We start from the raw sequence: 14,575 nt of genomic DNA, 5'->3' as shown, positions 1-14,575 counted from the left end.
ACCGTAGTCGCGGGACCGGGTGCGCCGGACCGGGTCGGCGGAAACCGGCGGTCAGCGCGGGGCGGGCAGGGCGGGATGGACGCGCAGGACGACGGCTGTGGCGTTGTCCTCGCCGCCCTCGTCGAGGCTGGCGGCGAGCAGGGCCTCGGCGGTGCGCGCCGGGTCGCGCCGGGCGGCGAGCAGGTCGCGCAGCCGGTGGTAGCCGAGCTGGTCGCTGACCCCGTCGGTGCACAGCAGCCAGGTGTCGCCCCGGCGCAGCGGCACGGCGAGCAGGTCCGGCTCGGGCCGGTCCGGGTGTCCGACGTAGCGCAGCAGCTGGTAGCGGGCCCGGGCCGCCTCCGGCGAGTCCGGCGGCCACCAGCCGTGCAGCAGACCCAGCCAGGCCATGGTGTGGTCGACCGTCACCAGCTCCAGCAGCCCGTCGCGCAGCCGGTACGCCCGCGAGTCGCCGAGCTGGACCAGCCAGCCCTGGTCGCCGTCGGGCTGGACGACGAGCGCGGTGAGCGTGCATCCGGTCAGGCCGGGCTGCGCCGCTCCGGCCTGGCGTACCCGCCGTTGGGTTTCGGCGACGGCGGCGCGCAGCCCGGCGGGGCCGACGGCGGGCCAGTCGGCGCGGACCCGCGCCACGAACGTCTCGGCGGCGGTGGTGCCGGCGATCCGGCTGCCCTCGCCGTCGCCCATGGCGTCGCAGACCACCGCCAGCGGCAGCTCCGGGTCGACGTGCAGCACGTCGTAGTTCTCCGGGTAGCGGTGCCCGACGACGCTGCCCCCGGCGATCTCCAGGGTGAGGCGGCCGGCGGTGAGCCGGCGCGCGGGCTCGACCGGCCGGTCCAGCGGACGGCGGCGGAACACCAGCGGACCGTAGCACCGCCGCGGGCCGCGGGTGGCAGGCCACGACGGGTGTCAACCAGGGTTGACACCCGTCGTGCTGTCAACCTACATTGACACCATGAGTCAGGCGACGGAACTCGCGGCGGCGGCCGGCAGCACCGACCCCAAGGTCGGCCTGCGTGCCGTGCTCGCCCTGCGCCGGCTGCTGGAGCGGCTGGAGGTGATCCAGGTGGACAACGCCCGGCGACAGGGCTGGTCCTGGCAGGAGATCGCCGACGCCCTCGAGGTCAGCCGGCAGGCGGTCCACAAGAAGCACGCCGGGCGACCGGCGGTACGCGACAGCTGGGAGGCGTGATGTTCGAACGATTCACCGACCGGGCCCGTGCCGTGGTGCACCACGCGCTCGACGAGGCCCGCACCGAGGGACGGCGGCCGGTCGGCACCGAGCACCTGCTGCTGGGCGTGCTCGCCGACCGCGACAACCTGGCGGTACGGCTGCTCGCGGCCGGTGGCGTCGAGGCCGACGCCCTGCGCGCCGCGGTGGCCCGCCACACCGCGCAGGGCGTGGACGGGCTCGGCGCGGCGGACGCCGCGGCACTGCGCGAGATCGGCATCGACCTCGCCGCGATAGTGGCCCGGATCGAGGAGTCCTTCGGCCCGGACGCGCTGCGTGAGGCGACCCCGCGCCCGCGCCGGTGGTGGCGTCGCGGGACGCACCACGGCACGTTCTCGCCCCGCGCCAAGAAGGTGCTGGAGCTGTCGCTGCGCGAGGCGCTGCGGCTGCGCCACCGGCACATCGGCACCGAACACATCCTGCTCGGCCTGCTGCGCGAGGGCGACGGCCTGGCCGCCGCGGTGCTCACCGAGGCCGGGGTGGACATCGACGACCTGCGACGCCGCATCGACACGGCGCTGCGCGAGGCCGCCTGACCCGTACCCGGTTTTCAAACCTGTTTGCGGTCATCGCAACGTCCCGCTGCGCCGGGTCGCCGTCACGCCCCGTGTCCTGCACACTGACGCCGTGGACGGTGCAGACGACAAGCGCCCGGTAAACGCGGAGAACCGCACCCCGCGCTCGGCAGTGGTGGTCAACCCGGTCAAGGTGGCCGACCTGGACGAGTTCCGCCGGACCGTGGAGGGCGCGCTCGCCGCCGCCGGCTGGCCGGCCCCGACCTGGTACGAGACGACAGTCGAGGACCCGGGCCGCGGGCAGACGGAACAGGCGGTGAAGGCGGGCGCGGAGGTCGTCTTCGCCTGCGGCGGCGACGGCACGGTGATGGCGTGCGTGACCGCGCTGGCCGGCACCGACGTGGCGCTGGCGGTGCTGCCCCAGGGCACCGGAAACCTCCTCGCCGCCAACCTCGGCCTCTCGAACGACCTGGCCGCCGGGCTCCAGGTCGCCGTCGAACGCGGGATGCGCCGCCTCGACGTCGGCGTGGTCGGCGACCAGTGCTTCGCGGTGATGGCCGGGATGGGCTTCGACGCCCAGATGCTCGACTCCACCTCCGAGACCACCAAGAAGCGGATCGGCTGGCCGGCGTACCTGATGGGCGCCGCCCGCCACCTGCGCGACCGGCCGATGCGGGTCTCGGTGCGCATCGACGGCCGCCCGCCGCTGCGCCGCCGGGCCCGGTCGGTCCTGGTCGCCAACGTCGGGCGCCTGCAGGGCGGGGTACGCCTGCTCACCGACGCCGAGCCGGACGACGGCTGGCTCGACGTGGCGGTGCTGACACCGCGCGCGCTGCGTCACTGGCTCGCCATGGGCTGGGCGGTGCTGCGCCGCCGCGACAGCGTGCCCCGGATGGAGGTGTTCCGGGCCCGCTCGGTCGAGATCACCAGCACCCGGGCGCAGCCCCGGCAGCTCGACGGCGACCTGATCGAGCCGGGCCGCTCGCTGAAGGCCACCATCCGCCCCGAGTCGCTCTGGCTCTGCGTACCGCGCCCCGAGGAGCACCCCGACCTGGCGGTGGACGCCGACGCGGTCGGCGAGCGCGGCGAGCACCTGGTCGAGGAGGCCCGCCGTGAGTAGCACCAAGCTGGTCCCCGAGACCCGGTTGATGACCGAGAACGAGCTGTCCGCCGACGACGCCTGGCACACGCTGCGCCGGCACGGCGGCTGGTGCCTGCTGCGGGACGCGTTCGTCCGGTTCCGCTACGGCGACGGATTCAGCCACTCCCGGGCGCTGGGGTTGCAGCTCTGCCTGGCGGTGGTGCCGTTCCTGATCGCGCTCACCGGCCTGATCACCGACCTGGGGGTGGACGAGGGCGGCAAGGTCGTCGCGGACACCGTACTGGCCATCACGCCCGGCCAGAGCGAGGCGATGGTGCAGGACCTGCTGACCGACAGTGAGCGCAGCGAGGACGCCGGCGAGCTGGCGCTGACCCTCGGCCTGCTCACCGGGCTGGTCGCGCTGACCACCACGATGGCGCAGATCGAGCGGGGCGCGAACCGGATCTACGGCGTCGAGCGGGACCGCCCGGCGCTGGCCAAGTACCTGCGCGCCACGGTCCTCGCGGTGGTCGCCGGCGTACCCGCGCTGGCCGGCTTCCTCATCCTGGTCGGCGGCCGGGCGATGGGCGAGTCGGTACGGCGGCACTACGAGTGGGGCGACGCGGCGATGGCCGGATGGGACGTGATCCGCTGGCCGCTGAGCCTCGGCCTGACGGTGATCGCCGTGGCGGTGCTGTTCCGGCACGCGCCGCGCCGCCGGCAGCCCGGCCTGTCCTGGCTCGTCTTCGGCGCGGCCATCGCCATCGCGATCTGGTGGCTGGCCAGCCTGCTGCTGGCCGCCTACGTGAAGTACAGCGGCGGATTCGGCCAGACCTACGGCGCGTTGACCGGCATGATGGCGCTGTTGCTCTGGGCCAACCTCACCGGCATGGCGCTCTTCGGCGGGCTGGCCTTCGCCGCCCAGCTGGAGGCGATGCGCATCGGCGTGGAGGAGCCGGCCCAGCCGGATCTGTGGCAGCCGGAGGCGCACCGCGAGGACCTGTTCGACACCGGTGAGATGACCTCGCTCTGACGCCGCGCCGGTCCGGCGTGTACGGGACACGCCGATCGGGTACAGCGCGCCTCGCAGAGGAACGAGGGAGGTGCGGTGTGACCGCGGTCAAGGAAGCCGGGCGCCGGCCGCTGGGCCATTTCGCCGAGCGGAGTCTGGCGGGCCTGCTCGCCGTGGCCGGTGCGGGAGTCGGGTTCGGGCTGCTCCTGATGCTCGTCCGGTTCCGCTGGAGCCCGCTGCGCGACGCCGATCATGCGGCGGCCGAGTGGTTCAACGGCCTGGTGGCGCCGCACGGCCCGCTGGTCACGGTGCTCCAGGCGATCACCGACCTGGGCGGCCGGCCGGTGCTGATCTGGCTGGTCACCATCGCGGTGGTGGGTCTGCTGATCCGCCGCCAGTCCCGGCTGGCGGTCTACCTGATCGTCACCGGCGTGGGCGGGCTGATCCTCGACCCGTCGCTCAAGGCGCTCGTCGGCCGGCTGCGCCCGGTGGTGGACGTGCCGATCGCCGACGCCCCCGGCAACAGCTTCCCCAGCGGGCACGCGCTCGGCTCGTTCGTCGCGTACGGGGCGCTGCTGCTGGTGTTCCTGCCGGCCATGTCGCCGCGCTGGCGCAAGCCCGCCATCGCCGTCGCCGCCGTGCTGATCTTCCTGGTCGGGCTGACCCGGATCGCGCTGGGCGTGCACTTCGTGTCCGACGTGATCGGCGGCTGGCTGCTCGGCGCGGCCTGGCTGGGCGTCACCGCGTACGCCTTCCGGTTGTGGCGGCGCGAGCGCGGCCGGCCGGTGCCGCCGCTGCGCGAGGGCCTGGAACCGGAGGCGGGCGACGAGCTGGCGCTCGCGCCGGACGAGGAGAAGGTGCTGGAGCACCCCCGCTCCGCGGTGGCCGAGCTGCTGGTCGGCTGGGTGCTCGTCTTCGGCGCGCTCTACGCGTTCGGCATGTTCGTCAGCTACCACGCCAAGGGCACGTTCTTCGACACGCTCGACACGAAGGTGCCGCGCTGGTTCGCCGAGCGGCACACCGATTTTCTCACCGACGTGAGCTGGTGGTGGAGCAAGTTCGGCGACACCCACGCCATCCTGCTGGTGTCGCTGGTCTTCTGCCCGGTCGTGCTGGCCCTGTGGCGGCGCTGGCGGCCGGTGCTGTACGTGGTGCTGGCGATGTTCGGCGAGCTGAGCCTGTTCCTGGCCAGCGCCCGGGTGGTGGACCGGCCCCGGCCGCCGGTGGAGAACCTGGACGGGCAGATGCCCACCTCGTCGTTCCCCTCGGGGCACATCGCGGCCACCATCTGCCTCTGGGCGGCCATGGCGGTCATCGTGTTCCCGCGTACCGACAGGTGGTGGCGGTGGCTGTTCGTGGGCATGGCCGTGCTGATGCCGGTCGGCGTGGCCACCTCCCGGATGTACCGGGGCATGCACCACCCGACCGACTTCATGGGCGCGATCCTGCTCGGCGCGCTCTGGCTGTCGCTGCTGTACTGGGTGATCAAGCCGAACGCCGACGTGTACGAGGGCAACCAGCCGGCGATCGAGTCCGAACAGGTGGACGAGCTGGACGACGAGCTGGCCAAGGCCGCGCGGCCGGACTGAGCCGATGCTGCGGGTGATGACCTGGAACATCCGGACCGGCGGGCGGGACGCGGGCGGCGCCGACCGCCGGGACCGGATCGTCTCGGTCGTCACCGCGCAGCGCCCCGACGTGCTGGCGTTGCAGGAGCTGCGCGGCATGGACGCCACGCTGGGCAGGCTGGCCGACCGGCTCGGGATGGCGGCGTACCTGGCCCGGTCCTGTCTCGGCCAGCCGGTGGCGGTGCTGGTCCGCCCGCCGCTGCTGGTGCTGCGCGCCGGCCGGGTCCGCCGCCCGTTCCACCACGCCGCCGCCCGGGTGCAGGTCGCCACCGGCGCGGGACCGCTGACCGTGCTGAGCACGCACCTGTACCCCTACTCGGGTCGGCGGCGGCGGATGGAGGCGGACTGGCTCGCCGCCGCGCTGCGGCGGACCGGGGGAGAGCTGGCGCTGCTGGCCGGGGACCTGAACACGCTGGAGCCCACCGTCGACCACACCGCCCGGCTGGCCGGGCTGGCCACTCCGTACCGGCGGCGGCACCTGCGCCGCGACGGCCGTACCGTGGACACCCGCGCGGTGGCCCGGCTGCTCGACGCCGGGCTGGTGGACCTGTGGCCGCGCTCCGGCGGCGACGAGCCCGGCGGCCGGACCGTGCCGACCCGGCACGGCGGCGCCGAGTTCGCCGGGATGCGGCTGGACTATCTGCTCGCCACCCCGGCGCTGGCCGACCGGGTACGCGCGGTGCGGGTGGTCCGCGACGGTGACGCCGACTCGGCGTCGGACCACTATCCGGTGCTGGCCGAGGTGGACCTCACGGCCGGCTGAACGACGCGCCAGCCCAGACCGAAGGCATACGTGGTGCGACCGGCGCAGCCACCCCGTTCTGGTGTCGCCGCCGAGCGCGCCGGGCCGGGTTCTACAGGACCAGGTTGAGCAGCACGGTGAGCACCACCGAGGCGACGATCGAGAAGAGGATCATCAGCAGGCAGCCGAGCCCGCCCCCGGCGGGCCGGATCTCGGTGTTCCCGATACGCATGGCGTCAACTCCTCAGCGGTCACAGCTCCCGCAGCCGGGGCAGCAGCTCCTCCTGGGCCCAGTCGAGGAACATCGGCTGGGTGTCGCCGCCCACCTGGACCAGCGCGACGTGGGTGAAGCCCGCCTCGACGAACTTCTTGAACGCCTCGACGTGCCGGTCGGTGTCCGGGCCGCAGGAGATGCCCTCGGCCACGTCCTCCTCCCGGACGAACCGGGTGGCCGCCTCGAACGACTCCGGGCCGGGCAGGTCGGCGTTGACCTTCCAGCCCAGGCCGAACCAGCGGAACTGGTCGTGCACGATCTTGCGGCACTCGTCCTCGTCCGGGCCGTAGCAGATGGCGACCTGCCCGTAGCGGGGGCGGCCCGCGCCACCGGCCTCCTCGTACATGTCGATCAGGTGCGACAGCGGGTCGGTGGCGATCATCGCGTCGGCGTACTCGGCGGCGAGCGTGGCCGACTGTCGCCCGGACGCGGCCACCGCCATCGGCACCGGCCGGTCCGGGCGGTCCCAGACGTACGCGTCGGGCACGTCGAAGTGGTTGCCGGAGAACGTCAGCGTCTCGCCGTTGAGCAGCGGCCGGATGATCTGCAACGCCTCCTCGAACATCTCGTGCCGCTGCTGCACGTGCGGCCATCCGCCCACCACGTGCTCGTTGAGGTTCTCCCCGGCGCCGAGGCCCAGCGTGAAGCGGCCGTCCGAGAGCACCCCGATGGTGCTGGCCTTCTGCGCCACCACGGCCGGGTGGTACCGCCGGATCGGGCAGGTCACGAACGACATCAGCTCGGCCCGGCTGGTGGCGTGCGCGACCGCGCCGAGCACCGACCAGGCGTACGGGGAGTGGCCCTGGGACTCCAGCCAGGGGTAGTAGTGGTCGGACATGACCAGGTGGTCGAAGCCGGCGGCCTCGGCGCGTACGGCGTGGTCGATGAGTTCCTTCGGGCCGGCCTGCTCGCACATGAGGGTGTAACCGACGTTGACCATGGCACGTCTCCTTCCCGGGCGGATCGTCCCCGGATACCCCGCCCGGCGCGGGTCAACCCTGCTGTCCGCTTTCGCATTCGTCGCTTAACCGGTTCAGCTCATACAGTGCGTCAAGCGGTGTCGCCTCCCGGCCGATCCTGCTTAACCGGTTGCCTCACGCCTTCCATCGTCCTACGCTGATGCCTGCGTCCGTTCGGGAACCGGGCGGCGGCTACCGGGCTCAGTCGCCACCACCCTCTCACCGTCACCGCACCCCCGCTCGGGCACGGGGGATCCTTCCCCTGAGGACAGCCATGAAGAAACTGCTCTCCGTCGCGGGCGCCGCCCTGCTGACGGCCCTCGCCGCCGTCTTCGCCCTCGGGCAGCCGGCCCAGGCGGCCACCGGCTTCTCCGTCTCCAACGGGCGTCTCTACGACGCCAACGGTGTCGAGTTCGTCATGCGTGGCGTCAACCACGCGCACACCTGGTACCCGCAGCAGACCAGCTCGTTCGCCAACATCAAGGCGCTCGGCGCGAACACCGTCCGGGTGGTGCTGTCCAGCGGCGACCGCTGGACGAAGAACAGCGCCGCCGACGTGGCCAACGTGATCTCCCTGTGCAAGGGCAACCGGATGATCTGCGTGCTGGAGGTGCACGACACCACCGGGTACGGCGAGGACGGCGCCGCCACCACGCTGGCCAAGGCCACCGACTACTGGCTGAGCATCGCCGACGTGCTCAAGGGCCAGGAGAGGTACGTCATCGTCAACATCGGCAACGAGCCGTTCGGCAACCAGGGCTACAGCGCCTGGACCACCGACACGTCGAACGCGATCAAGCGGCTGCGCGCCGCCGGCCTGACCCACACGATCATGGTGGACGCGCCGAACTGGGGCCAGGACTGGTCGTTCACCATGCGCGACAACGCCGGCACCGTGTTCGCCGCCGATCCGCAGCGCAACACCGTCTTCTCCATCCACATGTACGGCGTGTTCGACACCGCCGCCGAGATCAGCGACTACCTGGGCCGCTTCCGTACCGCCGGGCTGCCCATCGTGGTCGGCGAGTTCGGGTTCAACCACTCCGACGGCAACCCGGACGAGGACGCCATCATGGCGTACGCCCAGGCCAACGGCATCGGCTACCTCGGCTGGTCGTGGAGCGGCAACGGCGGCGGCGTGGAGTACCTGGACATGACCACGTCGTTCAACCCGGCCCAGCTCACCAGCTGGGGGCAGCGCATCTTCAACGGCGCCAACGGCATCGCCGCCACCTCCCGTGAGGCGTCGGTGTACGCGAGCACCACCCCGACCGCCAGCCCGACGGTCAGCCCCACCGTGAGCCCGACGACCAGGCCGACCCCGCCGCCGCCCACCACGCCCCCGCCGTCCGGTGGCTGCACCGCCACCTACACCGTCGCGAACTCGTGGCAGGGCGGCTTCCAGGGCGAGGTCAAGGTGACCGCCGGAGCGGCCGCGATCACCGGCTGGACGGTGCGCTGGACGTACGCCAACGGCCAGTCCGTCACCCAGGCGTGGAACGCGAGCGTCAGCAACAGCGGGTCGGCGTACACCGCCCGCAACGTCGACTACAACGGCCGCCTCGGCGCGGGCGCGAGCACCACGTTCGGCTTCATCGGCAGCTGGCAGGGCACGAATTCCACCCCCGCGGTGACCTGCACCGCGAGCTGACTCACCGGGTGGCCGGGTCCCGCGCGGGCCCGGCCACCGCTCTGCGACCTAGTAATCAAGGGGTTTGTGCTGCGTCCGGGCGCGGGTGCAGACGCCACGCCCTTGGTCGCGGGTCGAGGCGCGAGCGAGGCAATGGAGGCGACGTCATGAGCGCGGGGACCAGGGGGCGACCGTCGGGGCTGGTGATCGGCTCGCTCGTGGCCATCTCGTTCGGCACCGTGTTCGTGCTGGTCAACAGCGGCGGTCTGGACGCGCCCTGGCCGCTGGTGCTGCGCGTCGCCGGCCTGCTGGTGGCCGTGCTGCTCCTGGTCACGCTGTTCCGGGTGGCCGGTCGGGAGACGTCCGCCCCGCAGCGGGAGGCCGCCGGATTCATGGACCGCCGCTACTGGCTGGTGGTGGCGCTGGAGGCGGTCGCGCTCCTCGGTGGCCTGTCCGTGATCAACAACGTGCTGGACCGCCCCGCCGTGGCCGTCGCCTGGGTCGCGGTGGTCGTCGGCGTGCACTTCTTCGGCCTCGCCCACGTCTGGTGGATGCCGCTCTACCGCTGGCTAGGCGCCGTGATGGCCGCGCTCGGCCTGGCCGGGTTCGTCGTCCACGCGCTCGGCGCGGGCGCCGGCACCGTCGGCCTGATCTCCGGTGTGGGGTGCGGCGCGGCTCTGTTCGCCGCAGTGGCCCTGGCCCTGCGGGACGCCGTCCGTCGCGCCGCCGCCTGAGGACGGCCGGACCGCTGATTGCCGTCGGGAGGAACGCGGCCGGAAGTTGGTGACTCAGGGTGTTGCGCTGTCCGCTTAGCGTGAGGGGAGTCGTACTCCTTGAAGGGCGGGGGACATGTGGGAAACGATTCTGGGCTTCGTCAGTCTGATGCTGGTCGCGCTGTCGTTGTGCTTCTCCGCCGTGCAGACGCGGGAGGTGGCGAAACAGAGCCGCATCAACAACGGCATCGGCTCGGCCACCGCGTTGATGGAAGTGAACAATTTGTCTCGCGCCTAGCACGACCGCCTGTTGGAGAATCCGCCGCTTCGCGCATACTTCTTCGACCGGAAGCCCTCCGCGCCGACTGACACCGACCGGTCCGTTGTGATCACCCTCGCGGAGCTACTCGCGGACGTGCTGGAGTGCGAGCTGCAGGTGGCCGGGCTGCTGCCCGACTTCCGATTCGCCCACTCCTGGCACCGGTGGCCCGCGCACATGCTGGAGCAGAGCCCCGTCCTGGTCGAGGTGGTGGAGAGCCACCCCGACTGGTGGCCCACGCTCCACGAACTGTGGCGCTCGACTGGCGAGTCCGGCCCGGCCGCCGTGACCCATCCATTGGTCGGTGGGGTTGCGGCCACCTCGACCCGCGTCCCGCGGCGGCGCCGGTGACCCCACGAACGTCCCGGGCGCCTAGGCTCCCGCGTTTGAACGGGCCGGTCACCGCTGCCGGCGTCTCTCAGCCAACGACGGTGACCTCCAGGAGGAGGGCCTGTTCGGGGTGCAGGGCGGGGAGCTGAACGCCGACCGTGCCCAGCACCGAACCGGTCACCGTGATGCCGTCGCCCGGCCAGGCCAGCCAGCCTGGCGGGGACAGCTCCAGCATCGCCGGCTCCGGCGCCTCGGCGGGCGGACGGACCCGGTAGCGCCGGGCCGGGTCCAGCCCGGGCAGCCGCACCACGCCCGGCACCTGCGCCGCCGAGGTGGCGACCCGGCTGACCGCGTACACCGCGTGGTCGCGGTCGTGGGCGACCACGCCGTGGGCCTGCACGGCCGGGTCCGGGTGGTCGACCCGGACCACCCGGCCGCCGTGCAGCAGCGGGCGCAGCCGCTTGTGCAGCGCCACCCAGGCGGCGAGCTCGGCCCGCTCGGTCGCGTCGATCGCGGTGATGTCCCACTCGATGCCGTGGTGGCCGAACAGCGCGGTGACCGCCCGGAAACCCAGGTCGTGCACGCGGTGCGTGGTGTGCGAGCGCTGCGGCCCGATGTGCGTGCCGATCAGTTCCGGCGGCAGCAGCAGGCCGGTCCAGCGCTGGATGGACAGCCGTTCCAGCGCGTCGTTGCAGTCACTGGCCCAGACCCGGTCGGTGCGGCGCAGGATCTCCAGGTCGACCCGGGCGCCGCCGGACGAGCAGCTCTCGATCTCGACGCCCGGGTGCCGGGCGCGCAGCTCGTCCAGCAGCCGGTAGACCTCGAGGGTCTGCGCGTGCACGCCGGGCCGTCCGGCGTGCCCGGCCTCGGTGAGGTCGCGGTTGTGGTCCCACTTCAGGTACGCGATCCCGTCGTGCTCGCTCAGCACCGCGTCGAGCCGTTCGAGCAGGTACGCGTACGCGTCCGGGTTGGCCAGGTCGAGCACCTGCTGATGCCGCCACGGTGGCGGCAGTCGGTCCGGCGCCTGGAGCACCCAGTCCGGGTGGGCGCGGAACAGGTCGGAGTCGGGGTTGACCATCTCCGGCTCCACCCAGAGCCCGAACTGCATGCCGTGCCCGCGTACGTGGTCGATCAGCGGCTGCAACCCGTCCGGCCAGACCTCGCCGTCGACCCACCAGTCACCGAGCCCGGCCTGGTCGTGCCGCCGGCCCCGGAACCAGCCGTCGTCGAGCACGAAGCGTTCCACGCCGACCTCGGCGGCCGCGTCGGCGAGCGCCCGCAGCCGGTCCAGGTCGTGGTCGAAGTAGACCGCCTCCCACACGTTCAGCGTCACCGGCCGCGGTGTGCGCGGGTGCGACGGGCGGGCCCGCAGGTGCGTGTGCAGCGCCTCGCTGAGCCCGTCCAGCCCGTCGGTGGAGTGGGCCGCGTAGAGCAGGGGAGTGGCGTACTCCTCGCCCGGCCCGAGCACCACTTCGCCGGGCGCCAGCAGCTCACCGCCGCCGAGCGTGGACTCACCTGTCGGGCGGCGCTCGGCGGCGGTGACGTGGTCGCCGCTCCACGCGGTGTGCACCGCCCACACCTCGCCGTGCCGGAAGCCGAACCCGGCGGTGCCCGCGACCAGCAGCAGCGTGGCGTCGTGGCCGGTGCGGCCGTGCCGCCCCTCGCGCACCCACGCGCCCATCGGCCACGGGTGCCGCTGCGGCGCGCGTTCCCGGCACCACCGTCCGGTCAGGTCGAGCAGTTCGGTGGCGACCGCCGGCACCGGCAGCACGGGCGTCAGTTCCCGCAGCTCGTACCGGCCGTCGCCGTCGTTGCGCAGCCGGTGCCGCAGCGTGAGCACGCCCGCCGGGTCCAACGTGATCTCGACGGTCAGGCTCAGCCCGGCGCCCGGGTCCGCCGCCCGCACCACCACCCGCCCGGAGGAAAGGAAGGGCCCCTTGTTAACGCCTGGTGCATGTAAAGGGGCCCCTCCTAACAGGTCGGGCGACGGCGCTGCGGGCTCGTCGTGCACGTCGAGGCCGGTGAGGCGGAACGCGGTGGACCAGTCCCGGCCGTCGCGGTGACCGGCGCGACCGGCCCGCCCGCTCCACCCGGCGCTCGCCTCGGGCAGCAGCGACAGCACAGTGGGCGCGTCGAAGCTGCTCGGCACCACCGGCGGAACCGTGGCGTCGACGAGCGCGGGCAGGTCCTCGTCGGGCAGCGGGCCGAGGTCGGCGCCCCAGTGCACGACCCGGGGCAGTCCCGGGCCGCGTGCGTCGAGCACCAGGCTGGTCCGCGCGCGGCGCAGGTGGACGATCGTCATCCCTTGGAGGCTCCCAGCGTCAGACCCCGGACGAACTGCTTCTGCAGCAGGAAGAAGATCACCAGGGTGGGGATCGCGACCAGCACCGAGCCGGCCGAGACCAGGTTGTTGTCGGTGAAGAACTCGCCGCGCAGGTTGTTCAGCGAGCTGGTGACCGGGAACTTGTCGCCGGTCCGCATGAGCACTGTGGCCCAGAAGAACTCGTTGTAGATCCAGGTGACCTCGAGCGTGGCGAGCGCGGCGAGCGCCGGCCGGCACAGCGGCATCGTCACCTGCCAGTACTGCCGCCACACGTTCGCCCCGTCGACCATCGCCGCCTCGTACAGCTCGTGCGGCAGCGCCTTCATGTAGTTGCTGAGCACGAACACGCAGAAGCCGCACTGGAACGCAACGTTGACCAGGATCAGTCCCCAGTAGCTGTCGTACAGCAGCTCCGAGTCGCTCATCCAGGCCGGCAGCGGGATCTCGGTGAACATCCGGAACAGCGGGATGAGCAGGGCCTGCTGCGGCAGCAGGTTCGCCGCGGTGAACAGGCCGAGCAGCGCGATGTTGAGCTTCCAGCTGAACCGGGCGATCACGAACGCCACGCACGAGGCGAGGAAGAGCGTGAGCAGCACCGCCGGGACCGTGATGTACGCCGAGTTGAGGAAGTGCTTGCCGAACTCGGCGGTGCGCCAGGCGGTGACGTAGTTGTCGACGGTCCAGCCGCCGAGCGACACGTAGCCGTTGGCGGCGGTGTACTCGTAGGAGCGGAACGAGGTGAGCACGGCCCACAGGATCGGGAACAGCCAGCCCACTGCGACCGTACCCAGGAAGAGGTGCAGGACGACCCGGGCGGGCCGCACGGGTCGGCGGCGGCCGGCGGAGACGGCGGTCATCGCTTGTCCTCCCGCATCACGGTCCAGAGGTAGATGGTGATGAAGACGAGCGAGACGGCCAGCATGATCGTCGCCAGCGCGGAGCCGAAGCCGATCCGGCTGGCCTCGCCGACCACGTTCTGGGTGACCAGCGCGGAGATCAGCTCCAGCCCGTTGCGGCCCTTGTTGATGACCCAGACCAGGTCGAACGCGCGCAGCGACTCGATCACCGTCACCACCAGCACGATGATGTTGATGGGGCGCATCACCGGGAAGACGACCCGGAAGAACGTGCTGGTCTCCGAGGAGCCGTCGACCGCGGCGGCCTCCCGCAGGGACGGGTCGACGCCCTTGAGGCCGGCCAGGTAGAGCAGCATGATGTAGCCGACGTGCCGCCAGCCGGCCGCGACCAGCACGGCCCAGATGTTGACGTTCGGGTCGCCGTACCAGTCGGTCTCGCCGCCGAACACGCCGTTGAGCAGCCCCTGGTCGCGGCTGTAGATGAGCTGCCAGACGAAGCCGATGAGCGCCAGCGACAGCACCACCGGCAGGTAGAGCGCGGTCTGGTAGAAGCGGCTGCCGCGAATCTCCTTGTCCAGCAGCACGGCGAGGAACATGCCGAACGGGGTGGCCACCACGAACAGCGCGGCCAGCCAGAGCAGGTTGTTCTGCACCGCGGGGACGAACGGCGGGTAGATGTTCACCACGTCGTCGTAGTTCTTGAGGCCGACCCACTCGATCTCGGAGACCGGGCCGATGCCGTCCCAGTTCGTGCCGGAGAGCAGCACCGTCGCCACCGCGGGCAGCCAGACCAGGCCGGCGACGAGCAGCAGGGGTACCAGCACCATGAGCGTGATGACCACGCGGTCGGTGCGGGACAGGAGCCGTAGCCGGCGACCGCGACCACCGTTGCTGGTGGTCGCGGCCGGCGGCGGCACGGCGCGATCCGCTTGGATCAGGGGCAGGTCGGACATGATGTCCTTCCCCC

At 72.3% G+C, this 14,575-nt stretch carries 15 protein-coding genes; 10 read left to right on the top strand and 5 right to left on the bottom strand.

Annotated features, from left to right (window positions below; all coding sequences use genetic code 11):
• Positions 1-51 precede the first annotated feature (51 nt).
• Positions 52-852: a PP2C family protein-serine/threonine phosphatase gene (locus tag BAW75_RS23270; protein ID WP_104114918.1), complete on the bottom strand. Its 801-nt coding sequence runs from the start codon at positions 850-852 to the stop codon at positions 52-54.
• Positions 853-949: 97 nt separating this feature from the next.
• Between BAW75_RS23270 and BAW75_RS23265 the strand changes: the two genes are divergently transcribed.
• The 6 genes from BAW75_RS23265 (at position 950) to BAW75_RS23240 (ending at position 6,224) form a co-directional block, all read left to right on the top strand.
• A complete protein-coding gene (locus tag BAW75_RS23265) occupies positions 950-1,186 on the top strand; it encodes an HTH domain-containing protein (RefSeq protein WP_043325563.1) in 237 nt (78 codons plus the stop codon).
• Complete coding sequence (locus tag BAW75_RS23260; RefSeq protein WP_064447209.1) at positions 1,186-1,761, top strand: Clp protease N-terminal domain-containing protein; 576 nt, start codon at positions 1,186-1,188, stop codon at positions 1,759-1,761. Before BAW75_RS23265 ends, BAW75_RS23260 begins: the two co-directional genes overlap by 1 nt.
• 91 nt (positions 1,762-1,852) lie before the next feature.
• The gene (locus BAW75_RS23255) at positions 1,853-2,860 is read left to right on the top strand and encodes a diacylglycerol/lipid kinase family protein (protein WP_043325560.1); all 1,008 of its coding nucleotides are present in this window, start codon (positions 1,853-1,855) and stop codon (positions 2,858-2,860) included.
• Positions 2,853-3,854, top strand: a complete 1,002-nt coding sequence (locus BAW75_RS23250) for a YihY/virulence factor BrkB family protein (RefSeq protein ID WP_043325557.1) — start codon at positions 2,853-2,855, stop codon at positions 3,852-3,854. The genes BAW75_RS23255 and BAW75_RS23250 overlap by 8 nt, the downstream gene beginning before the upstream one ends.
• Before the next feature lie 77 nt (positions 3,855-3,931).
• Complete coding sequence (locus tag BAW75_RS23245; protein WP_104114917.1) at positions 3,932-5,422, top strand: phosphatase PAP2 family protein; 1,491 nt, start codon at positions 3,932-3,934, stop codon at positions 5,420-5,422.
• A gap of 4 nt (positions 5,423-5,426) precedes the next feature.
• Complete coding sequence (locus BAW75_RS23240; protein WP_104114916.1) at positions 5,427-6,224, top strand: endonuclease/exonuclease/phosphatase family protein; 798 nt, start codon at positions 5,427-5,429, stop codon at positions 6,222-6,224.
• Positions 6,225-6,454: 230 nt separating this feature from the next.
• On the opposite strand, the gene BAW75_RS23235 is transcribed toward BAW75_RS23240, so the two are convergent.
• Positions 6,455-7,417 carry a TIGR03557 family F420-dependent LLM class oxidoreductase gene (locus BAW75_RS23235; protein ID WP_104114915.1) on the bottom strand — a complete coding sequence of 321 codons (963 nt, stop codon included), beginning with the start codon at positions 7,415-7,417 and terminating at the stop codon, positions 6,455-6,457.
• Between the two features lie 293 nt (positions 7,418-7,710).
• Between BAW75_RS23235 and BAW75_RS23230 the strand changes: the two genes are divergently transcribed.
• From BAW75_RS23230 to BAW75_RS23220, 4 genes are all read left to right on the top strand, one after another.
• Positions 7,711-9,087 carry a cellulase family glycosylhydrolase gene (locus BAW75_RS23230; RefSeq protein WP_104114914.1) on the top strand — a complete coding sequence of 459 codons (1,377 nt, stop codon included), beginning with the start codon at positions 7,711-7,713 and terminating at the stop codon, positions 9,085-9,087.
• 146 nt (positions 9,088-9,233) lie between these two features.
• Positions 9,234-9,800, top strand: coding sequence for a hypothetical protein (locus tag BAW75_RS23225; protein ID WP_104114913.1), 567 nt, complete (start codon positions 9,234-9,236; stop codon positions 9,798-9,800).
• Between the two features lie 115 nt (positions 9,801-9,915).
• The gene (locus BAW75_RS32420; protein ID WP_167435611.1) at positions 9,916-10,077 is read left to right on the top strand and encodes a hypothetical protein; all 162 of its coding nucleotides are present in this window, start codon (positions 9,916-9,918) and stop codon (positions 10,075-10,077) included.
• 87 nt (positions 10,078-10,164) lie between these two features.
• Positions 10,165-10,449, top strand: a complete 285-nt coding sequence (locus BAW75_RS23220) for a hypothetical protein (protein ID WP_104114912.1) — start codon at positions 10,165-10,167, stop codon at positions 10,447-10,449.
• A 67-nt stretch (positions 10,450-10,516) separates the two neighbouring features.
• On the opposite strand, the gene BAW75_RS23215 is transcribed toward BAW75_RS23220, so the two are convergent.
• The 3 genes from BAW75_RS23215 to BAW75_RS23205 are packed head-to-tail and all read right to left on the bottom strand — an operon-like array spanning position 10,517 to position 14,561.
• The gene (locus BAW75_RS23215) at positions 10,517-12,730 is read right to left on the bottom strand and encodes an alpha-galactosidase (RefSeq protein WP_104114911.1); all 2,214 of its coding nucleotides are present in this window, start codon (positions 12,728-12,730) and stop codon (positions 10,517-10,519) included.
• The gene (locus tag BAW75_RS23210; RefSeq protein WP_013284905.1) at positions 12,727-13,608 is read right to left on the bottom strand and encodes a carbohydrate ABC transporter permease; all 882 of its coding nucleotides are present in this window, start codon (positions 13,606-13,608) and stop codon (positions 12,727-12,729) included. Before BAW75_RS23210 ends, BAW75_RS23215 begins: the two co-directional genes overlap by 4 nt.
• On the bottom strand, positions 13,605-14,561 hold the full coding sequence (locus tag BAW75_RS23205; RefSeq protein WP_064447215.1) for a carbohydrate ABC transporter permease: 957 nt from the start codon (positions 14,559-14,561) through the stop codon (positions 13,605-13,607). The genes BAW75_RS23210 and BAW75_RS23205 overlap by 4 nt, the downstream gene beginning before the upstream one ends.
• Positions 14,562-14,575 lie beyond the last annotated feature (14 nt).

The organism is Micromonospora chalcea (assembly GCF_002926165.1).
Classification (GTDB): Bacteria; Actinomycetota; Actinomycetes; order Mycobacteriales; family Micromonosporaceae; genus Micromonospora; species Micromonospora chalcea.
Note: the sequence above shows the minus strand (reverse complement) of the source record. Positions and strands in the feature narration are given on the sequence as shown.